The sequence below is a fragment of the Georgenia sp. TF02-10 genome, assembly GCF_022759505.1.
In the GTDB taxonomy this organism is placed as follows: domain Bacteria; phylum Actinomycetota; class Actinomycetes; order Actinomycetales; family Actinomycetaceae; genus TF02-10.
Genome location: NZ_CP094289.1, coordinates 3345692 through 3366843 on the forward strand (window position 1 = coordinate 3345692; position 21152 = coordinate 3366843).

Annotated in this window: 16 protein-coding genes and 1 riboswitch; of the genes, 3 read left to right on the top strand and 13 right to left on the bottom strand. The window is 74.6% G+C overall.

The window, feature by feature from the left end:
- Window positions 1-117: 117 nt before the first annotated feature.
- From MF406_RS15210 to MF406_RS15235, 6 genes are all read right to left on the bottom strand, one after another.
- Complete coding sequence (locus tag MF406_RS15210; protein WP_242897824.1) at window positions 118-1218, bottom strand: ROK family protein; 1101 nt, start codon at window positions 1216-1218, stop codon at window positions 118-120.
- Between the two features lie 211 nt (window positions 1219-1429).
- Window positions 1430-1969 (bottom strand): dihydrofolate reductase family protein, encoded by a 540-nt coding sequence (locus MF406_RS15215; RefSeq protein WP_242895401.1) that lies wholly within the window; start codon window positions 1967-1969, stop codon window positions 1430-1432.
- Between the two features lie 258 nt (window positions 1970-2227).
- Window positions 2228-2428, bottom strand: coding sequence for a hypothetical protein (locus MF406_RS15220; protein ID WP_242895403.1), 201 nt, complete (start codon window positions 2426-2428; stop codon window positions 2228-2230).
- Between the two features lie 326 nt (window positions 2429-2754).
- Complete coding sequence (locus MF406_RS15225; RefSeq protein WP_242895405.1) at window positions 2755-3972, bottom strand: NADP-dependent isocitrate dehydrogenase; 1218 nt, start codon at window positions 3970-3972, stop codon at window positions 2755-2757.
- A 92-nt stretch (window positions 3973-4064) separates the two neighbouring features.
- Entirely contained in the window at window positions 4065-5348 is a 1284-nt protein-coding gene (locus MF406_RS15230; protein ID WP_242895407.1) for a hemolysin family protein, read from the bottom strand.
- Between the two features lie 84 nt (window positions 5349-5432).
- Window positions 5433-5711: a DUF3017 domain-containing protein gene (locus MF406_RS15235; protein ID WP_242895414.1), complete on the bottom strand. Its 279-nt coding sequence runs from the start codon at window positions 5709-5711 to the stop codon at window positions 5433-5435.
- A 23-nt stretch (window positions 5712-5734) separates the two neighbouring features.
- Here MF406_RS15235 and MF406_RS15240 point away from each other — a divergent pair, with 23 nt between their 5' ends.
- On the top strand, window positions 5735-7156 hold the full coding sequence (locus tag MF406_RS15240) for an NAD(P)/FAD-dependent oxidoreductase (RefSeq protein WP_242895416.1): 1422 nt from the start codon (window positions 5735-5737) through the stop codon (window positions 7154-7156).
- A 49-nt stretch (window positions 7157-7205) separates the two neighbouring features.
- On the opposite strand, the gene MF406_RS15245 is transcribed toward MF406_RS15240, so the two are convergent.
- The 3 genes from MF406_RS15245 to purN all read right to left on the bottom strand — a co-directional run bounded on the left by MF406_RS15245 (window position 7206) and on the right by purN (window position 11293).
- Window positions 7206-8282: a TRM11 family methyltransferase gene (locus MF406_RS15245; RefSeq protein ID WP_242895418.1), complete on the bottom strand. Its 1077-nt coding sequence runs from the start codon at window positions 8280-8282 to the stop codon at window positions 7206-7208.
- Between the two features lie 295 nt (window positions 8283-8577).
- Window positions 8578-10287, bottom strand: coding sequence for a bifunctional phosphoribosylaminoimidazolecarboxamide formyltransferase/IMP cyclohydrolase (purH, locus tag MF406_RS15250; RefSeq protein ID WP_242895420.1), 1710 nt, complete (start codon window positions 10285-10287; stop codon window positions 8578-8580).
- Between the two features lie 45 nt (window positions 10288-10332).
- Window positions 10333-10426, bottom strand: a riboswitch (ZMP/ZTP riboswitch).
- Window positions 10427-10597: 171 nt separating this feature from the next.
- The gene (gene purN, locus MF406_RS15255; RefSeq protein WP_371744521.1) at window positions 10598-11293 is read right to left on the bottom strand and encodes a phosphoribosylglycinamide formyltransferase; all 696 of its coding nucleotides are present in this window, start codon (window positions 11291-11293) and stop codon (window positions 10598-10600) included.
- A gap of 40 nt (window positions 11294-11333) precedes the next feature.
- Between purN and MF406_RS15260 the strand changes: the two genes are divergently transcribed.
- Entirely contained in the window at window positions 11334-11780 is a 447-nt protein-coding gene (locus MF406_RS15260; RefSeq protein WP_242895421.1) for a hypothetical protein, read from the top strand.
- A 326-nt stretch (window positions 11781-12106) separates the two neighbouring features.
- On the opposite strand, the gene MF406_RS15265 is transcribed toward MF406_RS15260, so the two are convergent.
- From MF406_RS15265 to MF406_RS15280, 4 genes are all read right to left on the bottom strand, one after another.
- Window positions 12107-13912, bottom strand: a complete 1806-nt coding sequence (locus MF406_RS15265) for a DUF6350 family protein (protein WP_242895423.1) — start codon at window positions 13910-13912, stop codon at window positions 12107-12109.
- 142 nt (window positions 13913-14054) lie between these two features.
- Window positions 14055-14978 carry a succinate--CoA ligase subunit alpha gene (gene sucD, locus MF406_RS15270; RefSeq protein ID WP_242895425.1) on the bottom strand — a complete coding sequence of 308 codons (924 nt, stop codon included), beginning with the start codon at window positions 14976-14978 and terminating at the stop codon, window positions 14055-14057.
- A gap of 14 nt (window positions 14979-14992) precedes the next feature.
- Complete coding sequence (gene sucC, locus MF406_RS15275) at window positions 14993-16159, bottom strand: ADP-forming succinate--CoA ligase subunit beta (RefSeq protein ID WP_242895433.1); 1167 nt, start codon at window positions 16157-16159, stop codon at window positions 14993-14995.
- A 106-nt stretch (window positions 16160-16265) separates the two neighbouring features.
- Entirely contained in the window at window positions 16266-18470 is a 2205-nt protein-coding gene (locus MF406_RS15280; RefSeq protein ID WP_242895435.1) for an acyltransferase family protein, read from the bottom strand.
- 289 nt (window positions 18471-18759) lie between these two features.
- Here MF406_RS15280 and MF406_RS15285 point away from each other — a divergent pair, with 289 nt between their 5' ends.
- The gene (locus MF406_RS15285) at window positions 18760-21135 is read left to right on the top strand and encodes a 6-phosphofructokinase (RefSeq protein WP_242895437.1); all 2376 of its coding nucleotides are present in this window, start codon (window positions 18760-18762) and stop codon (window positions 21133-21135) included.
- Window positions 21136-21152 lie beyond the last annotated feature (17 nt).

A 21152-nucleotide genomic window follows, 5' to 3' on the forward strand; every position in this document is an offset into this window, starting at 1 on the left:
GTGCCGGTGTGGCGGTTGTCGGTGTGGTGGTTTCGGTGTGGCGGTCGTCGGGTCTTGGCGGTCGGTCGTGGCCCTCGGGTTGCGGCGGTTGCGATGGGACTGGCCGGTGGGCCGGGGTCAGGCGACGCCCAGCTCGGCGGCCAGCACGATCGCGGCGGCGCCGCGGGGGACGATGTCCTCGCCGAGCTGGGTGAGCCGGACGGAGAGCTCGTCGTCGAACGCGGCGATGATGCGTTCGCGCAGGGTGGCGTCGGCGGCGGCGCGCAGCTCGCCGTCGAGCAGGTCCGGCGGGCCGGACAGGACGACCTCGGGCAGGGCGAGCGCGCCGACGACGGGGGCCAGCGCGATCCCGAGCCGGCGCCCGGCCTGGCGCAGCACGGCGGTGCGGCCGGCGTCTCCGTCGGGCTCGGCGGCGGCCAGGGCGCGGAGCAGGCTGGGCACGGAGAGCCAGGCCTCCAGGCAGCCGTCCTTGCCGCACGCGCAGCGCGGCCCGCCGTCGGTGCCGACGACGACGTGGCCGATCTCCCCGGCCGCGCTGTGCGCGCCGAGGCGGGGCACGCCGTCGATGACCAGGCCGGCGCCGACGCCGAACCCGACCTTGACGAGCAGGACGTCCCCGGCGGCCCCGCCGAGGGCGTGCTCGGCCATGACCGCGGCGTTGGCGTCGTTGGCCACCAGGACGGGTCCGGGGAACCGGGCGGCGAGCCGCTCGCCGAGCGGCAGGTCGGTCCAGCGCAGGTTGGGCGCGGACCGCACGGTGCCGGCGGCGTCGACGATGCCGGGGGTGCCCACGCCGATGCCGAGCAGCGGGGCCCGGACGGCGTCGAGCGCCTCGGTGAGGAGCCGGTCGAGGACGGCGACGGCGGCCTCCCCGGTCGCCCCCTCGGTGGGGACCTCGTGACGGCTGCGAATCCGCCCGTGGAGGTCGACGACGGCGGCGCGGAAGGCGCCGAACGGGGACAGGTCCACGCCCAGGACGTGGTAGGCGTCCGGGTTGATCTGCAGCAGGGTGGCGGGCTTGCCGGGGCGGACGTCGGTGCGGACGCCGATCTCGAGGAGGAGGTCCTCAGCGAGGAGCTCGGCGACGAGGTCGGAGACGGTGACCCGGGTCAGCCCGGTGCTCCGGGCGAGGTCCGCGCGGCTGAGCGGGTCGACGACGGTGTGCAGGGTCTGCAGCACCAGGGCCCGGTTGTGGCTGCGGGCCTGGCCGGGGAGCATCTTGGCGGTCGGGCGCAGCGGGCGCCGCGTCGCGCTCCGGACCTGTCCGTTGGTCTCCACGTTTGTTAGTAGACCTTACTTTCATACTCCTGACAAGGGTCCTCGTGCGTCGTGACGAGATCGTGACCTTGCCGGGCGTGCGGGCCCCGGTCTGCCGGAGTTGTGCAGGTGCCGGGCGTTGAGCAGCGTGACCCTCGACGGCTGCGGCGCATCAGCGCTGCGCGCGGACCACCCGGTGGCGGCTGCACACGAAATCCCGGTTGCGGGCGACGTCGAGCAGTTCGAGCTCGAGCCGGCGCGGCAGCAGCGGCGCGCCGCCACCGAGCGCGACCGGGGCGTACTGCACCCAGACCTCGTCCAGCAGGCCCGCGTCGGCGAACTGGCCGGCCAGGTCTCCCCCGCCGACCACCCACAGGTCCCGCCCGCCGGCCGCGGCGATCATCTGGGCGTGCACCACCTCGACCGGCTCCTGGGTGAACCGGACGTCCCCGTCGACCCGGGGCAGGTCGTGGTGGGTGAACACCCAGGCGGGTTGCTGGTAGAGCCAGGCGGCGCCGTCGTCCTGCGGATTGTCGAGGATCCACTCGTAGGTGGTCCTGCCCATCGCGAGCGCCCCGGTCTCGGCGAGGAGGGCGTCCACGGACATCGGCCCGGCCGGGTCGACGTCCCGGGTCAGCAGCCAGGACAGGGAGTTGTCGGGGTCGGCGATGAAGCCGTCGATGCTGCTCGCCGTGTAGTAGCGGGTGACCATGGGCCCCAGTGTGGCAGCGCCCTGCGGCGCGCGGTGGCAGCGCCGCCGGCGCTCGCGACCGCCGCAGACCGAGCCCGCGACTGTCACCGGCCGTCTGCGGCCCCGCTCCGGAACGACCACAAAGTCCGGCCGGGCGGCGCTGGCGCCAGCCCGGATCCGCGGAATGCCGCGGCCGGCGTCAGGCCGGTACCGCTGGTCGGGAGGACTTTGTGGTCGTTCGCGAACGCCTACGAGCGCAGGTCAGCATGCTGGAGGAGGTCAGGACAGCGACCACTGCCCTACTTCGCGGTACTCCGAGTCTCGCACCGTCTCGACGACGCCAGCGTCGAGGTCGTAGTGCTTCAGGTTGCCGGCCCAGTACCGCAGGATGCGGGCCAGCTCGTCAACCGTCTCTCCCGACAGCTTCGGGAGGTCGACGTCCAGAACAAATCGAACCGCCTTCTCTCCTCCATCTCCCATGGGTCGACCGTACGGCGTGGGTCAAGCGTGCCGTTGGTGCCGCAGGCGTTGTCGCTGGTGCGGCACCTGGTGACAGCCCAAAGGGACCTCTGGATGGCGCTTCGCCGGACCGAGGTAGTGCCGGACCCCAATTTGAGCCGGTCGACGGAGCCGTGATGCGACCAGCCGGTCTGGCGGTCAGTGCCGGAGGCTCCAACAGGTGCGAGACCTCGAGGCCGGGGTCCTACCTCCTGCCGCAGGCACCACCTGCGGCTACCTCCGCCCAACCCCGTGAGCCCCACGAGCTCCGGCGCCGCATGCCGCGCGAGGATGCCGTTCGGCTCAGTTCAGCCGAGCCGGGTGGCCAGGTTCTCGTCGAGGGTGGCGAGGAACTCCTCGGTGGTCTGCCACTCCTGGTCCTTGCCGACGAGCAGGGCCAGGTCCTTGGTCATCTTCCCCGACTCCACGGACTTGATGACCACGTCCTCCAGGGTCTCGGCGAAGCCGGTGACCTCGGGGGTCCCGTCGAGCTTGCCGCGGTGCTTCAGTCCGCCGGTCCAGGCGAAGATCGAGGCGATCGGGTTGGTGGAGGTGGGCTTGCCGGCCTGGTGCTGGCGGTAGTGCCGGGTGACGGTGCCGTGGGCGGCCTCGGCCTCGACCGTCTTGCCGTCCGGGGTCATCAGCACCGAGGTCATCAGGCCCAGGGAGCCGAAGCCCTGGGCGACGGTGTCGGACTGGACGTCGCCGTCGTAGTTCTTGCAGGCCCACACGTACCCGCCCTCCCACTTCAGGGCGGAGGCGACCATGTCGTCGATGAGGCGATGCTCGTAGGTCAGCCCGGCGGCGTCGAACTGCGCCTTGTACTCGTTCTCGAACACCTCGGCGAAGATGTCCTTGAAGGCGCCGTCGTAGGCCTTGAGGATCGTGTTCTTGGTGGACAGGTACACCGGGTAGCCGCGCTGCAGCCCGTAGGAGAAGGAGGCGCGCGCAAAGTCGGCGATGGACTTGTTGTAGTTGTACATCCCCATGGCCACCCCGCCGTCGTCGCCGTAGTTGGCGACGACGTGCTGGATCGGCTCCGAGCCGTCCTCGGGAGTGAAGGTGATGGTCAGCTGGCCGGGGCCGGGGACCCGGAAGTTGGTGGACTTGTACTGGTCGCCGTGGGCGTGGCGGCCGATGACGATCGGCTTGGTCCAGCCCGGCACCAGGCGGGGCACGTTGGAGATGATGATCGGCTCGCGGAAGACGACGCCGCCGAGGATGTTGCGGATGGTCCCGTTCGGCGAGACCCACATCCGCTTCAGCCCGAACTCCTCCACGCGGGCCTCGTCCGGGGTGATGGTGGCGCACTTGACGCCGACGTTGTGCTCCTTGATGGCGTTCGCCGCGTCAATGGTTACCTGGTCGTCGGTGGCGTCGCGGTTCTGGATGGACAGGTCGTAGTAGCGCAGGTCCACGTCCAGGTACGGGTGGATGAGGCGGTCCTTGATGAACTGCCAGATGATCCGGGTCATCTCGTCGCCGTCGAGCTCGACGACGGGTCCCGCCACCTTGATCTTCGCCATGTCCGGGTTCACTCCTGACCGCCCGTCACGGGCGCACATCGACTGCTACGCCGGGGCCCGGCGCCACGGACAGGTTACTCGAGGTCGAGATATCAGGACGCGGGGGCGGGGACCGGGCGGCGGACCTCGACCCGGTCGATGCGCCGGCCGTCCATCGCGGTCACGGTCAGCACCGTGCCGTCCCAGGCCACCGCGTCGCCCTCGTGCGGCAGCCGGCCGAGCTCGGTGATGATGAAGCCGGCGAGGGTGTCGTAGGGCCCGTCGGGGAGCTCGCGGCCGAGCACCTTCGCCACCTCGGCCCGGCCGAGCAGGCCGGCGACGCTCTCGACCTGGCCGTGGCCGAGCACCTCGGGCGGCTCGCGGTCGTACTCGTCCTGGATCTGGCCGACGAACTCCTCCACGACGTCCTCGAGGGTGACGATCCCGTCGGTGCCGCCGTACTCGTCCACCACGACGGCGAGGTGGGCGTGCCGCTTCCGCATCTCGGTCAGCGCGTTGAGCACGAGGGTGCCGGTCGGGAAGAACATCAGCTCGCGCACGAGGTCGCCGATCGTGCGCACGTGCGGCGCCGGGGTGATCAGGTCCCGGACGTGGACGAAGCCGAGGACGTCGTCGCTGTTCTCCCCGCACACCGGGTAGCGCGAGTGCTCCAGGGTGCCCACCAACCGCTGCGCCTCCGCCACCGGCATGGCGGCGTCGAGGAACTCCACCTCGGTGCGCGGGGTCATGATCTCCTGCACGGTGCGGTCCCCCACCGAGAGCAGGTCGACGACCATGTCCCGCTCCTCGGGCGCGAGGGACTCGTGCTGGGCGATCACCGTGCGCAGCTCGTCGGTGCCCATCTGTTCGCGCTGGGCGTTCGGGTCCCGGCCGAGCAGCCGCATCACGACGTTGACCGAGGCGCCGAGGAACCAGATCACCGGGCGGAGCACGGTGGCGATCCAGTCCAGCGGGGTGGCCACCAGCAGCGAGATCCGCTCGGCGCTCTGCATCGCGAGGCGCTTGGGCACGAGCTCGCCGAAGACGAGGGAGAGGTAGGAGATCAGCACCGTCGTGCCGACGAACGCGATCCCGTACGCCAGGGACTCCGGCACGCCCCAGCCCTCCAGGACCGGGGAGACGACGGGCGCGATCTGCGCGGCGCCGAACGAGGCGGAGAAGAAGCCAGCGAGGGTGACGCCCACCTGGACGGCCGAGAGGAACCGGTTGGAGTCCGCGGTCAGCTTGGCGACCCGGGCCCCGGCGCGGCTCCGGCCGGCCAGCGCGCGGACCTGGCTGTCCCGCAGCGAGACCAGCGCCATCTCCGACGCCGCGAAGACACCACCCAGGAGGATGAAGAACAGGACCAGGGCGATGTCGACGAGTGTCTGGCTCACCCGTCAATTATCCAGGACGGCACTGGGCGCGGCCGGGGTGATTATGCGAGGGGCGAAGGCGGGAACCCGACGGGCTGCGGCCGCTCAGACCCCGGGCGCCACCGTCGCGTTGCCCCAGGGGCTGAGGTAACCGAGGGCGACGGCGAGGGCGAGGAGGAACGCGACGTCGAAGCCCCGCGACCGGGCGCCAGGGATCACCGACTCCGGGGCCACCGCCCGCAGCAGCGCGCCGACCGCGAGGAAGGCGGCGAGCACGGTGACGCCGGTGCGCGCGTCGACCAGGACGGCGAGCCCGCAGACCACCGCGATCCCGGCGACGATGACCGCGAAGGTCGTCGCACGGAGCAGCCGGCTGCTGGTCATCGTGCGGAGACTACCGTGGCAGGGTGCCCGAGCCCGCCGTCGTCCCCCCGGCTCCCCGCTCCCCGACCCGCCCACCGGGGTCCGTGCTCGTCGTCGGCGCCGGGTTGGCCGGCCTGCGCACGGTCGCCGAGCTCCGGTCCCAGGGCTTCGCCGGCGAGATCACGGTGGTCGGCGCGGAGTGGACCGCCCCCTACGACCGGCCGCCGCTGTCCAAGGAGCTCTTCGCCCGCACCGAGCCGGTCTGGCTGAGCGGGGAGGGGTACGGCGACCTGGCGGGGCTGGCCGACCGGGTGCTGCACGGCTACCGGGCGGTGCGCCTGGAGGCGGCGGAGGACCGCGCCCGGGTCGAGGCGCAGCCCGTCGACGCCGGCCCGGCAGGCGAGGGCCGCGTCGTCCTCGAGGGGGACGCGGTGGTCCTGGCCGTCGGCGCCCACGCCGTCGCCCCGCGGGCCTGGACCGGCGCGGCCTTCCTGCACGAGGCCGCCGACGCCGACCGGCTCCGCGGGCTGCTCGTGCCCGGCGCGCGCCTCGTCGTCGTGGGCGCGGGGTGGATCGGCGCGGAGGTCGCCGGGCTGGCCGCCGCGCAGGGGTGCGCGGTGCGGGTGGTGGAGGCGGCGCCGACGCCGCTCGCCCGGCAGGTCGGCACCCGGGTCGGGGCGCTGACCGTGCCGTGGTATGCCGCGGCCGGCGTCGAGCTGCGGTGCGACGCGCCGGTGGCCGCCGTGCGGCCCGGGGAGGTCGAGCTCGTCGACGGGGAGGTCCTGGCCGCCGACGTCGTCCTCGCGGCGACCGGCGTCCGTCCGGCAACCGGGTGGCTGGCCGGGGCGGTGCCGCTGACCCCGCGCGGGGCGGTGCCCGTCGACGAGTCCGGCCGGGTGCTGGGCGGGCCCGCCTCGGTGCGCGCGGTGGGCGACTGCGCCGACATGACGGTGCCGGGGGTCGGGACGGTCCCCGGCGGGCACTGGGACGCCGCGCTCACGCATCCGGCGGCGGTGGCCGCCGGGCTGCTCGGGCGGGACGCTCCGCCGACGCCCGCCCCGTACGTCTTCTCCACCCAGCTCGGGCACGAGCTCACCCTGGTCGGGCAGCCGTCGGAGGGAGCGGAGGTCGTGCTGCGCGGCGATCCTGGCACGGGCGGCTGGACGGCGCTCTACCTCGCCCGGGAGGCCGGTCTCGGCCAAGACAACGAGCTTGACCGGGACACCGGGCCTGACCGGGACACCGGGCCTGCCCGGGGGGCCGACGTCCCCGCGGGCACCGGGGCCGGGCCGGCGGGCCCCACCACCGGGCCGGCCCGGCTCGTGGCCGGGTTCACCGTCGACCGGCCGCGCGACGTCGGCCCGCTCCGCAAGCTGCTCGCGGGCGGCGCCCGGCCGGTCCTGGACCTCGCGCAGGCGCTCGACACCGCGGTGCCGCTGCGCAAGGCGGTCGCCCTGGCCGGCTGACAGACGCTCGCACTGATCGCACCGACCGGCTCGGCTGCTCGCGGATCAGTCATGCGGTCGGTCGCGCAACGACGATCCGGGGGTGCTGGCCGGCGACCGCTATCTCATGGATCGCATCGACCTGCCAGCGTGCGTCGTCGCGCAGGAACTGCGCTTGCGACTGATTGACGATGGCGACGAGGAGACCGTCAGCCTGTAGCTGGTGGTGCCACAGGCCCATGTGCGAGCTGAAGTCGTCGATGTCCAGGCGCACCTGCCACGGGGGATTGGTGACGATCCGGTCGACTCCGGTCAGCCATCCTTCGAGGGTTCTGGCGTCGCCCGTTCGCCACACGATCCCGGCGGTCTGGTCGGTGTTGGCGCGGGCGGCGTTGATCGCGATCGAGTCGCGGTCGATTCCGATGTAGCTCGCCTCGGGTTCGGTCCGGTGGGCTTCGAGCAGGATGGTGCCGGCACCGCAGAACGGGTCGAGGACACGATGCCCGGGCTCGATGCGCGCGAGCCGTGCGAGCGCGGCAGCGACCGGTGGGTGCAGGCTCCCGGTCACGGTGCGGGTTCGCCAGTCGCGCCGGTGCAGGGGTGCGTCGAAGGGGCGCATTGCCACCCGTGCCCGGGTGCCGTCGAGGACGACCCGCCAGTCCGCCCGGTCCCGTGGTGGACGGGAGCCGTCGCGGCGGGAGTGGTAGTGGCCGCCCGTCTGCTCGGCGATGATCTGCCCGCTGAGGTCTTCGATGTCGAACCGGCTGTACGTGCGCCGGCCGAGGAAGGACGCGCTCACCGAGATCGCCTCACCCGGCCAGTGGAGCAGGGGGACAGTGAGTTCGCGGCGGAGTGCTCTGGCGAGCTTGCTCAGGTCGGCCTTCGTCCTCCCCGGGTCGGGCACGTCCGCACCGATCAGGAAGAGGTCGTCGGCCAGCCGCGGCGGGCTGGTGATGATGTTCGCGGAAGTGGGATCGATGACGAGCTGGCGTGTGGACATGTCGATCAGACGGTGACCAGCGTCGGTCAGCTCGGCGGCAGCGAGGAATTCCAAGCCGGTGACGGTGCGCACCAGCACGCGCGAGTGCGCGCCGGTCGCGATGGTGTTGCTGATCGACTCTGCCGCGCCGGGGCGCGCAGAGGGCATGAGTGTTCCTCCGGGTAGCGGTCGGGAGCGACCGTGTGGTCTGCTCCCGCATCGCTAGCCGTGGGCGAAGCCTCGAGCTGGCTAGCGGATCGCTAGCCGAGTCGGAAGAACGTGAACATGCCCTTCACTCTCTCATGACCGTGAAGGGTCAACTGGCACCTATCCTCGACCCAATCGAGCCAACCCGGCCGGACCGACCCGCTCCGGCCGGGGAGGCCGTAGGCGCCAGTTGGAAGGGATGCGCCCCGCCGGTTCAGCCGCTCCGGCTGGACGACGGGCACCGGCCCCGGCGCGGTCAGTGGGCGAAGTGCCGGGTGCCGGTGAAGTACATCGTGATGCCGGCTGCCTCGGCCGCGGCGACGACCTCCGCGTCCCGGACCGAGCCCCCGGGCTGGACCACCGCGCGCACGCCGGCGTCGATGAGGACCTGCAGCCCGTCGGCGAACGGGAAGAACGCGTCCGAGGCGGCCACCGCCCCGCGCGCCCGCTCCGGGACCGCGGTCCCGCCGTCGCCGTCCTGAGCGTCCGCGCCGTCGCCGTCCCCGGCGCCGCCCGCGCCCGCACCGCCCGCGCCGTCGTCGCCGGCTGGCGCCCCGAGCGTGTTGGCGCGCTCGACCGCGAGGCGGCAGGAGTCGACCCGGTTGACCTGGCCCATCCCGACGCCGACGCTCGCGCCGTCCCGGGCCAGCAGGATCGCGTTGGACTTCACCGCGCGCACCGCCCGCCACGCGAAGGCCAGGTCGGCCAGGGTCGCCTCGTCGGCGGCCGGCCCGGCGGCGAGCGTCCAGCCGGCGGGGTCGTCGCCGGGGGCGTCGATGCGGTCGGTGGCTTGCATCAGCAGCCCGCCGGCGATCGGTCGGGTCTCGACGGCGCCGCGGGCCGCCCCGGCGACGCGCAGCAGCCGGACGTTCTTCTTCCGGGCGAGGATCTCGACGGCGGCCGGCTCGAAGTCGGGGGCGAGGACGACCTCGGTGAACACCGGGGCGAGCTGCTCGGCCATGGCCGCGGTGACCGGGCGGTTCGCGGCGACGACCCCGCCGTAGGCGGAGACCGGGTCGCAGGCGTGGGCCTTGCGGTGGGCCTCGGCGACGTCCGCGCCGGTGGCGATCCCGCAGGGGTTGTTGTGCTTGACGACGGCGACCGCCGGCCCCTGGTGGTCGTGGGCGGCGCGCCAGGCGGCGTCGGCGTCGACGTAGTTGTTGTAGCTCATGGCCTTGCCGTGCAGCTGCTCGGCCTGGGCGAGGCCGGGCTCGCCGTGCCCGGCGGTGTACAGCGCGGCGCGCTGGTGCGGGTTCTCCCCGTAGCGCAGCACCGCCTGGCGCTCCCACGTCGCCCCGGCCCAGCCGGGGAACCCGGTCGCGCCGCCCGCCACCTCGTCGTCGGGCGCCAGGACGTTGCCCATCCAGGAGGCGACGGCGACGTCGTAGCTGGCGGTGTGCCGGAACGCCTGGGCGGCCAGCGCCCGGCGCTCGGCGAGGGTGAAGCCGCCGCCGGCGGCCGCGCGGGCGACGTCGGTGTACCGGGCGGGGTCGACGACGACGGCGACGGAGGGGTGGTTCTTGGCGGCGGCGCGGACCATGGTCGGCCCGCCGATGTCGATCTGCTCCACGCACTCCTCGGCGTCCGCGCCCGAGGCGACGGTCTGCGTGAACGGGTAGAGGTTGACCACCACGAGGTCGAAGGGGACCACGCCGAGCTCGGCGAGCTCGGCCCGGTGGGCGGGCTTGCGGCGGTCGGCGAGGATCCCGGCGTGGACGGCGGGGTGGAGGGTCTTGACCCGGCCGTCGAGGCACTCGGGGAACCCGGTGACCTCCTCCACAGGGGTGACCGGCACGCCCGCCTCGGCGACCCGGGCGGCGGTGGAGCCGGTGGAGACGATCTGCACGCCGGCGTCGTGCAGGGCGGTCACGAGCTCGGCCAGCCCCGTCTTGTCGTAGACCGAGACGAGGGCCCGGCGCAGCGGGATGCGGTCCTCGGCGGGGGCGGGGGTGGGCGACTGGCTCATGGCGGCACTCCTTCGACGGGCGGGCGGCGGGTGCACGAGGCACCGGCCCGGCACCCAGGCGCGCGGTGCGGGGACGAGGGATTGCCGGCCGCTCCCCGGTGGTGGACTCCACCCGGTCTCGCCAGTCACGGCCACAGGCAGTGTACTGACAACGGCGACGGCGGCTCCACCGGCCGCGGGGACGGGCGCGATCCCACCGGGCTCGGGGGACGACAGCGGCCCCACCGGCCTCGGGGACGACGGCGGCCCAGCGACCCGCTGGCCGGCGGCCGGGCCTGGCGCGCGTGCCCCGGCCACGGAGCCGGCGCCGTCAGCGACCCAGCACCACGCGCCGTCCCTCGATGCGCCAGCCCTCCCGGGCCAGCCGGCCGACCTGGTCGACGAGCTGGGCCCGCTCGGCGACCTTGATGCGCTCGGTGAGGGTGTCGACGTCGTCCCCCTCGTGCACGGGCACGGCCACCTGGGCGACGATGGCGCCGGTGTCCGTGCCGGCGTCGACGAAGAAGAGGGTGGCGCCGGTGATCTTCACCCCGTAGGCCAGGGCGTCGCGCGGGCCGTGGATGCCGGGGAAGGCGGGCAGCAGGCTGTTGTGCGTGTTGACGTACCGTCCCTCGAACGCGGCCAGGAACGCCGGCCCGCACAGCTTGAGGAAGCCTGCCGAGACCACGAGGTCCGGGCCGTGGGCGCTGACCTGGGCGGTGAGCGCGGCGTCCCAGTCGGCGCGGGTGGCGTGGTCGGCCACCCGCTCGACGAACGTGGGGATGCCGGCCTGCTCGGCGAGCGCGAGACCGCCGGCCCCGGGCCGGTCGGCGCCGACGGCGACGACCTGGGCCCCGTAGGCCGGGTCGGCGGCGGCCTCGAGCAGGGCGGCGAGGTTGGACCCCCCGCCGGAGACCAGCACGACGAGCCGGGCCGGGCCGGTGCCGCGGACCGGGCCGGCGAGGTCGGCTGCGCTGGCGGGGCCGGCAGGGACGCCCGGGTCACCCGGGTCGGCGGACGCGCTCACGTGCCGGAGGGTAGCTGGCCGGTCGGCCATGATGGTGCCCATGCCCGCGTCCGCGACCCCTCCCCCGTCGAGCGCCGGCACCGACCGGCGTGCCGCGGCGGCGGTCCGGCTGGTGCGGTCGTTCGGGCTGACGCTGCTGGCCGCGCTGATGCTCTCCCTGCTGGCCCTGCCGTGGCCGTGGCTGCTGCTGCCCGGGGTCGGCTTCCTTGCCGCGCTGGTGCTGGGCGTGCTGGCGATCCGACGGTTGCGGGCGGCGAAGATCCGCGGGGCGCTGGTGCCCGTGGTCGTCGTCGGAATGGTCATGGCGGCGCTGGCGGCGCTGACCTCGGTGTCCCAGGCCGTGCTGTGGCGCGAGTACGAGGCGTACCAGCGCTGCGTGGGCCAGGCGATCACCGAGCAGGCCCGGCAGCGGTGCGCCGCCGAGCTGGAGCGGGACCTCGACGAGCGGCTGCGGCAGACGCAGCAGACGCTCCGCCGGGGCAGCTAGTGCACGTCTCATCGGTCCGCCGTCGGGTAGGCCGCAGGGCTACCGTCTTGACGATGAGTTCCTCGAGCGAAAGCATCTCACAAGAATGAATACTATAATTCCGATTATTGCCGCAGCGGCGAGGAACCCTAAGATGATGCTCAAGGCTGCCGTCGTCATCCTCGCACCTCCTGGTCGCAGTTGAACTCCTGAGGACCGGTCAGTTGTTGTACGTCCTCACGGTAGTTCCGTTGACGCACATGCTGCATGTCAAGAGCCCCGAACGTCCGAACTGATTTGCCGCGCTCGGCCCGACATCCGACGCCGTGAGGTGAACTCGACCGGTGCTAGTGTTCCGCCGGCGCCGGGCTATCGACCCGGCCGCCGTCGGCCTGCGGCGCCCAGGCCGACAGGGAAATGCCGCGCCACGGCGCAGGTTCCCCTGCGCGCGTCGGCGTCGGGCTGGCTCCCGCGCTGGTCTCGAGGGCTGCAGCCGTCGCGGTTGGAGCCGCCGGTGTCGAAGCTCCCGATGCCTTGGTCTCTGATGCTGACGATTCCGATGGCCGGCTCTCCGATGTCGACGCTCCCGGTGCCGCCGGTCTCGGCGACGAGGTCTCTGGTGTCGGTTCCGTGGGCATCGCCGTCGTGGCGGCGGCCGTGGTCGACCTCCAGGGCGCTCTCGTCGTCGCCGCCGCAACCGTCGTCGCCAGCCAGGCCGGTGCAGGGCGACGGGTCTGCGGCCGGTCGGCCTCCCGATGCCCGGTCTCGGCTCGGTCGGTCTCCCGTCGGTCGGCCTCGGGCGCGTCTGAGCCCCGCCGGTCGGTGCCCAGCATGTCGATCCCCCGCCCGTCGCGGTCCGGCGCCGTCGCTGCCTCGGCGCGCGCGGCCGCCCCGTCCACCGCCGTGCCGGCGGCGTCGTCCGAAGTGCGGCGCCCGCGCATCCACCCGCCGACCCGGCCGCGGCCGGCGGCCCACCCGGCCCGCACCAGCTCGCGGGTGCGGGGGTGGGCGACCAGCACCACCAGCAGCGCGGCACCGCCGACCTCGCCGGCCAGCACCGCCCCGAGCACCAGCGGGTCCGGTCCGATCTCGGCCATCCGTCCGGGTCCGATCGCGCCCGACGCCGCCGCCCCGAGCAGCCCCGCACCGACACCAACGGCGACGCCCAGCACGACAGCCGACAGAGCCGCGCCAGCCACAGTGCTGGACCGGCGTCGCCGGTGCAGCCACACCCCTATCACGGCCCCGAGGACCATGGGCAGCGCGACGACCCAGCCCAGCCCGGGCGCGCCGGGACTGGGCAGGGCCCCGAGCAGCGGCACGGCGGGCAGCGGAGCGGTCACCACCGACGCGGCGCCGATGTGGGTGCCGGCCCCGACGGCGAAGCCCGGCCCGGCAACCCACGCCAGCGCCCACACCGCCACCGTGGGGAGGAAGAGGAGCTGGGCGAGCACCATCACCACGGTGCTCACCGGGTCGGTCGCGTACGTCTGGTGGATGAGCGTGACGCGGTCCCAGCCGAGGACGACGGCGGTGACGGTGGCCAGGGCGGCGAGGAGCGCCAGGCCCGCGCCGGCCCGGGCCGCGGCGGCGAGGCCGGCCGGCACGGCGCCGGGCAGCCGGCGGGGGGCGGCGTGCCACCAGCCGGGCGGGTCGGCGCGGCGCAGCGCGAGGGCGGCGCCGAGAGCGGCGAGCACGGCGGCGCCGAGGAGGCTGCCGGCCCGGCCGGTCGGGACCGCCGCCAGGAGGCCGGCGGCCAGCGTCACGAGGAGGAAGCCGACGACGACGAAGGCGCCCGCCGCGTGGCTCCCGAGCCGCATCCGGCCGGTCGTCGTCGCGACGAGCAGCACGGTCAGCGCGGAGAGGCCAAGCGGCACGAGCGAGACGGCCACGCCCCCGGGCACGGTCATCGGCCCGCCGAGCCCGAGGAGCCACAGCGAGGTGCCGGTCCGGGCGGCGGCCGGCCAGGAGGCCTCGCCGAGCACAGGGGCGGCGGCGGTGGCGATGTAGGTGGCCACCGCCGGCACCACGACCGTGAGCCAGCCCAGGACGGCGGCCTCGACGCCGGCGACGAGCCCCCGGAGCCAGCCCTCCGGCAGGACGCGGGCGGGCTGCCGGGCGGGGGCGTCGAGGACGCGGGGCGCGGTGCTCATCGCCCCCATCGTCCGGCCTGCGGGCACCGATCCGGCGGTGCCGGGGGCGGCGTGTCGCCGCCGGGCCTGCCGACGGCAACCGGTGGTACCCCGCCGGGCCGCCGTCGTGCACGCACGAGACGACCGGCCGCCGTCGGCCGGGTCAGGCGCCGAGCAGCAGCTCCCGGGCGAGCCGGGCGGTCTCCGACGGGGTCTTGCCCACCCGGACGCCGGCCGCCTCCAGGGCGACCTTCTTAGCCTCGGCGGTGCCGGAGGACCCCGAGACGATGGCGCCGGCGTGGCCCATCGTCTTGCCCTCGGGGGCGGTGAAGCCGGCCACGTAGCCGACGACGGGCTTGGTGACGTGCTCCTTGATGAACGCGGCGGCGCGCTCCTCGGCGTCCCCGCCGATCTCGCCGATCATGACGATGAGGTCGGTGTCCGGGTCGTCCTGGAAGGCGCGGAGGGCGTCGATGTGGGTGGTGCCGATGATCGGGTCCCCGCCGATGCCGATGCAGGTGGTGAACCCAATGTCGGAGAGCTCGTACATCATCTGGTACGTCAGCGTCCCCGACTTCGACACCAGGCCGAGCCGGCCGGGGCCGGTGATGTTGGCCGGGGTGATGCCGACGTTGGACTGCCCGGGCGAGATGATGCCGGGGCAGTTGGGGCCGATCAGGCGCACCCCGTTGTCCTGGGCGTGGGCGAAGAACTCGGCGGTGTCGGCGACCGGGATGCCCTCGGTGATGATGACGACGAGCGGGATGCCGGCGTCGACGGCCTCGATCACCGCGCCCTTGGCGTGGGCGGGCGGGACGAAGATGACCGAGACGTCCGCGCCGGTGGCGTCCCGGGCCTCGGCGACCGAGCCGTAGACGGGCACCGCGACGGTGCCGGCCGGGCGGTCCTCGGCGCCGGGGCCGACCGGGGCGACGTCGAAGTCGACGGAGGTGCCGGCCTTGCGCGGGTTGACGCCGCCGACCACCTGGGTGCCGGCGCCGAGCATGCGGGTGGTGTGCAGCCGGCCCTGGGCGCCGGTCATGCCCTGGACGATGACCCGGGAGGAGGAATTGAGAAAGATCGACATGTCTGCGTTGTTCCTTACTTCGCGGCCGCGAGCTCGGCGGCCTTGGCGGCGGCCTCGTCCATCGTCGCCACCTCGGTCACGAGGGGGTGGGCGGCGGCGGCGAGGATCTTCCGGCCCTCCTCGACGTTGTTCCCGTCCAGGCGCACGACGAGCGGCTTCGTCGCCGCGTCGCCGAGGAGCCGCAGCGCCTGGACGATGCCGTTGGCCACCTCGTCGCAGGCGGTGATGCCACCGAAGACGTTGACGAACACCGACCTCACCTGCTGGTCGCCGAGGATGACGTCCAGGCCGTTGGCCATGATGTCGGCGTCGGCCCCGCCCCCGATGTCGAGGAAGTTCGCCGGCCTGACCCCGTGCTCCTCCCCCGCGTAGGCGACGACGTCGAGGGTGGACATCACCAGGCCGGCGCCGTTGCCGATGACGCCGACCTCGCCGTCGAGCTTGACGTAGTTCAGGTCGAGCGCCTTCGCCTTGGCCTCGAGCGGGTCGGCGGCGGACTTGTCCTCCAGCGCCGCGTGGTCGGGGTGGCGGAAGTCGGCGTTGGCGTCCAGGCTCACCTTGGCGTCGAGCGCGAGGACGGTGCCGTCCTCGGTGCGCACCAGGGGGTTGACCTCGACCAGGGTGGCGTCCTCGGCCCGGTAGACGGTCCACAGCTGGGTCAGCACGGCGGCGACCTTGTCGGCGACGTCGGGGGCGAACCCGGCGGCGGCGACGATCTCGGCGGCCTTGGCCTCGTCGATGCCGGTGCGGGGGTCCACCGGCACGCGGGCCAGGGCCTCGGGCCGCTCGACGGCGAGGGTCTCGATGTCCATCCCGCCCTCGACCGAGCACATGGCCAGGTAGCGGCGCTCGGAGCGGTCCAGCAGCAGGGAGAAGTAGTACTCCTCGGCGATCTTGGCGCCCTCGGCGACCATCACCCGGTGCACCGTGTGGCCCTTGATGTCCATGCCGAGGATCTGCGCGGCGTGGGCCTCGGCCTCGGCGGGGTCGTGGGCCAGCTTGACGCCGCCGGCCTTGCCCCGCCCGCCGGTCTTGACCTGGGCCTTGACGACGACGGTGCCGCCGCCGAGCTCCTCGGCCGCCGCCCGCGCCTCGGCCGGCGTGGTGGCCACGATCCCCCGCAGCACGGGTATCCCGTGCTTCTCGAACAGGTCTCGAGCCTGGTACTCGAACAGGTCCACCGACTGGTCCTTCCGTTGCGCTCACCGGATGCCTCGACATCGAGACGTCCGGCAAGGGTAGCGCGGGCCGTGGAAGCCGGCCGCGCGGGGCCCCCGGTCCGCCGGGTCAGCCCGCTCCCCCGGTGGCCGCGGCGCCGCTGGTCGTGGCGTCGCCCGGGTCGCCGAGGCCGGCAGTGTCGGTGGCCGGGTCGCTGCCGTCGGTCGGCGCACTGCCGTCGGCCGACGGACCACCGTCGGCCGCGGCGTCGTCGGCTGCGGCGCTGCCGCCGGTGGCCGGGGCGTCGCCGGTGGCCGGGTCGTCACCGGTGGCCGCGGCGTCCTCCGCGCCGGTGCCCGCCCCCGGTGTGAAGCCGTCCTCGGCCGCCGTGCCGGGAGACGGTGACGCGTCCGGGCCGGTGTCGTCGTCGGCCACCGGCTCGCCGGTCACCCGCTCGGACAGGGCGGCGAACGCGTCGGCCACCACGTCCGCGTACAGGTGCGCACCCTCGATGCCGGGGTGGATGCCGTCGGCCTGGAGCAGCCCCGGCTGGGCGGAGATGGCGCCGTGCCAGTCGGCGATGATCGCGTTCGGGTAGTCGGCGACGATCCGCTCCAGCGTCTCGTTGGCCGCCGGCACCCACTCGCTGCCGCCGTAGAGGTTGACGACGACGATCATCCGGTCCTCGCCGAGGGCGTCCAGGACCCGGCGGACCAGTGCCTCGTCGTTCACCCCGGCGTTGGTGCCGAAGTCCAGGAACACGGCGCGCCGGACGCTGCCCTCGGCGAGCCTGGCCTCGACGGCGGCCTCGCCGTCGGGCCACTGCCGGATGGACCGGGCGTCGAGCATGATGCCGGGGAAGCGCTGCTCCAGCCCATCCTTGCTGGTCACGACGATGGAGTCGCCGAACCCGGTGATGTCCTCCCCGGTCGGCATGGAGAAGTCGCCGGTGGCCGGCTTGGCCGCCGCGCTCTGGGCGGCGTCCAGCGCCGCCTGGGCCTCCTCGATCTGCACCTGGGTCTGCGAGCGCTCCGGCGCCACGCTGATCGCGGCCGCCGTCGCGAGCACGAGCAGGGCCGCCGTCGCCGCGGCGCCGCGGGCGAGCAGCCGGCGGGCCGGGACCCGGTCGGCCAGCGCCGCCCGGGCGCGGGCGAGGCAGGCGGCGAACCCGTCCCGGCGGACCGGCTGCTCCAGCCACCGGAACGACGCGGCCGCGACGAGCAGGGTCAGGGCCAGCGCCAGGGCGCGGACCGCCCAGTGGCCGGGCGAGTCGTGGGCCGTCGGGATCGCCTCGGTGAGGATGACGATGACCGGCCAGTGCCACAGGTAGATGCCGTAGGACCGCTGCCCCACCCACTCCACCGCCGGCAGGCGCAGGAGGCGCTGGAACGGGCCGGTCGGCCCGAGCAGCGCGGCCACCACGACGGCGCTGAGGAGGCTGGCGGTCAGGATCCCGCCGCGGAAGGTGGCGGCCGAGGACTCCTCCAGGGTGAGCATGAGGCCCAGCAGGCCGGCGACCGCCGCGGGCCCGGCCAGGTGGCGCCACCGCTGCCACCCGGCGCCGCCCAGCACGCTCCCGCCGGGCGCGGCCCAGGCGAACGCGAGCGCGACACCGATCATCAGCCCGAACAGGTGGGTGTCGGTGCCGTAGTAGACCCGGGTGGCGTCCTCGCCGGGGGTGTAGCGCACCGCCATGAGCAGCGCCGAGACGCCGGCGGCGGCCAGCGCCAGCTGGACGCGGCGGTGCGGGGTGGTGCCCGCCGCGACCACCGCCACGAGCAGCAGCGGCCAGAGGAGGTAGAACTGCTCCTCCACGGCCAGGGACCAGAAGTTGACGAACAGCTGGGGGGCGGTGGCGGTGAAGTAGCTGCTGCCGGCGGCGATCTCCAGCCAGTTGCTGGAGAAGGTCAGGGCGCCGAGGGTCTGTCGGCCGATGCTGACCAGCAGGTCCGAGCTGACCGCCCAGGCGAGCGGGACCGTCACCAGGACGACGCCGACCAGGGCGGGCAGCAGGCGGCGGGCCCGGCGCAGCCAGAACCGGGGCAGGTCCAGCCGGCCCCGCCCTGTCAGCTCACGCAGCAGCAGGGTGGTGATGAGGAAGCCGGAGACGACGAAGAAGACGTCGACCCCCAGGAACCCGCCGGGCAGGGACTGCGGGCGCAGGTGGTAGACGAGGACGGCGAGGACCGCGAGCGCCCGGACGCCGTCGAGCCCCTCCACCCGGCCGCCCCGGCCCAGCCGGGGCCGCGCGGCGGGGGTGGCGCGGGCCGCGGTGCTCCGGTCCGCCGGGCGTGGCCGGGCGGCGCTGGGCCGCACCTCTACCTGCGTCGCCATCCCTGCCTCCTGCCCCACGGGGACCCTCGGGGCGAGGCTAGGGGCGGGCGGGGACATTACGGCGGAGGCGCGCGGTGGCGACGTCGGAGTGCCGGCCCCGGCGCCGTCCCTGGTGCCGGCCCTGGAGCCGGTCCCGGCGTCGTTCCCCCTGCCGGTCCCGGCGCCGTCGGCGTGCCGGTCCCGGTGCCGTGCCCCCTGCCGGTCCTGGCGTCGTTCCCCTGCCGGTCCCGGCCGGGACCTGTGGACCCCGCACCGCCTGGGCCGCCGGGCATGATGGACGAGTGCGCCCGTGGAGAGCAGAGCCATGACCGGCCAGGCCGAGGGCCAGCAGCCGGCGGGCCCGACCCACGCCCCGGGCCGCCCCCGGATCGGGGTCCTCACCAGCGGCGGAGACGCGCAGGGCATGAACGCGGCCGTCCGCGCCGTCGTCCGGACCGGGGTGCACCTGGGCGCGGAGGTCTTCGCGATCCACGACGGCTGGCGGGGCGCCGTGGCCGGCGGCGCGGCCATCCACCCGATCGGCTGGGACGACGTCAGCGGCATCATCGGCCGCGGCGGCACGGCCATCGGCACCGCCCGCTCGGCCGACTTCCGCGGCCGGCCCGGCCGCCTCGACGCCGCCCGCCACCTCCTCACCCACGGCATCGACCGCCTGGTGGTGATCGGCGGGGACGGGAGCCTCACCGCGGCGGACACGTTCCGCACCGAGTGGCCCGGCCTGGTGGCCGAGCTCCGCGACGCCGGCGAGATCGACGCCGCCACCGCCGCCGCGCACCCGGCCCTCATGGTGGTCGGGCTGGTCGGGTCGATCGACAACGACCTGGTCGGGACGGACATGACCATCGGCGCCGACTCCGCCCTGCACCGGATCGTCGAGGCGATCGACGCCGTCGCCTCCACCGCCGCCAGCCACCAGCGCAGCTTCGTGGTCGAGGTCATGGGCCGGCACTGCGGGTACCTGGCCCTCATGGCGGCGGCCGCCGGGGGCTGCGACTACGTCCTCATCCCGGAGGACCCGCCCGGCCCGGGGTGGGAGGAGCAGATGTGCGCCAAGCTCGCCGCCACCCGGGCCGCCGGCCGGCGGGCGAGCATCGTCGTCGTCGCCGAGGGCGCCCAGGACCGGGCCGGCAACCCGATCACCGCCGCCCAGGTCCGCGGCGTCCTGCGCGAACGGCTCGGGGAGGACACCCGGGAGACCATCCTCGGCCACGTCCAGCGCGGCGGGACGCCCAGCGCCTACGACCGATGGATGAGCACCCTGCTCGGCCATGCCGCCGTCGCCGAGATCCTCGCCGCCACGCCCGGGACCGAGCCGACCGTCGTCGGGGTGCACCACAACCGGGTGGCGCTGCTGCCGCTCGCCCGCGCCGTCGCCCAGACCCGGGCGGTGGCCGCCATGGTCGACAGCGGCGACTACGCCGGCGCGACGGCCGCCCGCGGGCGCAGCTTCACCGAGATGGCCCGGATCTTCGCGGCGCTCTCCGGGCCGCCGGCGCCGGCTGTGCGGGATGGTGGGACAGGGCCGGACCGGCCCGACGGCGGGACGGCGGCGCCCGGGCCGGACGGCGGGACGGGCGGCGCGACCGGCCGGGTCGCCGTCGTGCACGCCGGCGGCCTGGCCCCCGGCATGAACACCGCCGCGGCCGCCGCGGTCCGGCTCGGCCTGCGCCAGGGGCTGACCATGCTCGGCGTCCACGGCGGCTTCCAGGGCCTGCTGGACGGCGCCGTCACCGAGCTGGGCTGGGCGGACGTGGAGGGTTGGGCGGGCGAGGGCGGGGCCGCGCTGGGCACCCGGCGGGCCGTGCCGCCGGTGGAGCAGCTCTACGCCCTCAGCCGCGGCATCGAGGAGCACCGGATCGACGCGCTGATCGTCATCGGCGGGTTCAACGCCTACCTCGCCGCCTACCGACTGCAGCGCGAGCGGGACCGCTACCCGGCCCTCGCGCTGCCGATCGTCTGCGTCCCGGCCAGCATCGACAACAACCTGCCCGGGTCGGAGCTGTCGGTCGGGGCCGACACCGCGCTCAACAACGCGGTGCAGGCCCTGGACCGGATCAAGCAGTCGGCCAGCGCCAGCAAGCGCTGCTTCGTGGCCGAGACGATGGGCCGGCGGTGCGGGTACCTGGCGCTGATGTCCGGCCTGGCGGTCGGCGCCGAGCGGGTCTACCTCAACGAGGAGGGCATCACCCTGGCCGGGCTGGCCGAGGACACCCGGCAGATGATCGACTCCTTCCGCGGCGGGCGCCAGCTCTTCCTCGTGGTCCGCAACGAGGAGGCGAACGAGATGTACACCACCGACGTCCTCGCCCGGACCTTCCAGGAGGAGGGCAAGGGCCTGTTCGACGTGCGCCAGGCGGTGCTCGGCCACGTCCAGCAGGGCGGCAACCCGACCCCGTTCGACCGGGTCCTCGCCGCCCGGCTGGCCGCCCACGCGGTCCGCGACGTGGTGGACCAGCTCCGGGCCGGGACGACGGCGGCCCGCTACCTCGGGCTGGTCGGCAGCGAGATCGTGCCCGCGCCGCTCGGGCACCTGCTCGAGCAGGTCGACCTCGAGGCGCGCCGGCCCCGGGAGCAGTGGTGGCTGGGGCTGCGGCCGGTGGTCGCCGCCGTCTCCCAGCCGCACGCCCGCCCGGCCGGGTCCCGGGTGCCGGTGCTCCGGGACTGAGGCGGCCGGGCGCACGG

Excerpts from the sequence above, each read along its gene's own strand:
- MF406_RS15210 (WP_242897824.1), bottom strand. The coding sequence starts at position 1,218 with ATGCTCCCCGGCCAGGCCCGCAGCCACAACCGGGCCCTGGTGCTGCAG.
- MF406_RS15215 (WP_242895401.1), bottom strand. The coding sequence starts at position 1,969 with ATGGTCACCCGCTACTACACGGCGAGCAGCATCGACGGCTTCATCGCC.
- MF406_RS15220 (WP_242895403.1), bottom strand. The coding sequence starts at position 2,428 with ATGGGAGATGGAGGAGAGAAGGCGGTTCGATTTGTTCTGGACGTCGAC.
- MF406_RS15225 (WP_242895405.1), bottom strand. The coding sequence starts at position 3,972 with ATGGCGAAGATCAAGGTGGCGGGACCCGTCGTCGAGCTCGACGGCGAC.
- MF406_RS15235 (WP_242895414.1), bottom strand. The coding sequence starts at position 5,711 with ATGACCAGCAGCCGGCTGCTCCGTGCGACGACCTTCGCGGTCATCGTC.
- MF406_RS15245 (WP_242895418.1), bottom strand. The coding sequence starts at position 8,282 with ATGCCCTCTGCGCGCCCCGGCGCGGCAGAGTCGATCAGCAACACCATC.
- purH (WP_242895420.1), bottom strand. The coding sequence starts at position 10,287 with ATGAGCCAGTCGCCCACCCCCGCCCCCGCCGAGGACCGCATCCCGCTG.
- MF406_RS15260 (WP_242895421.1), top strand. The coding sequence starts at position 11,334 with ATGCCCGCGTCCGCGACCCCTCCCCCGTCGAGCGCCGGCACCGACCGG.
- MF406_RS15265 (WP_242895423.1), bottom strand. The coding sequence starts at position 13,912 with ATGAGCACCGCGCCCCGCGTCCTCGACGCCCCCGCCCGGCAGCCCGCC.
- sucD (WP_242895425.1), bottom strand. The coding sequence starts at position 14,978 with ATGTCGATCTTTCTCAATTCCTCCTCCCGGGTCATCGTCCAGGGCATG.
- MF406_RS15280 (WP_242895435.1), bottom strand. The coding sequence starts at position 18,470 with ATGGCGACGCAGGTAGAGGTGCGGCCCAGCGCCGCCCGGCCACGCCCG.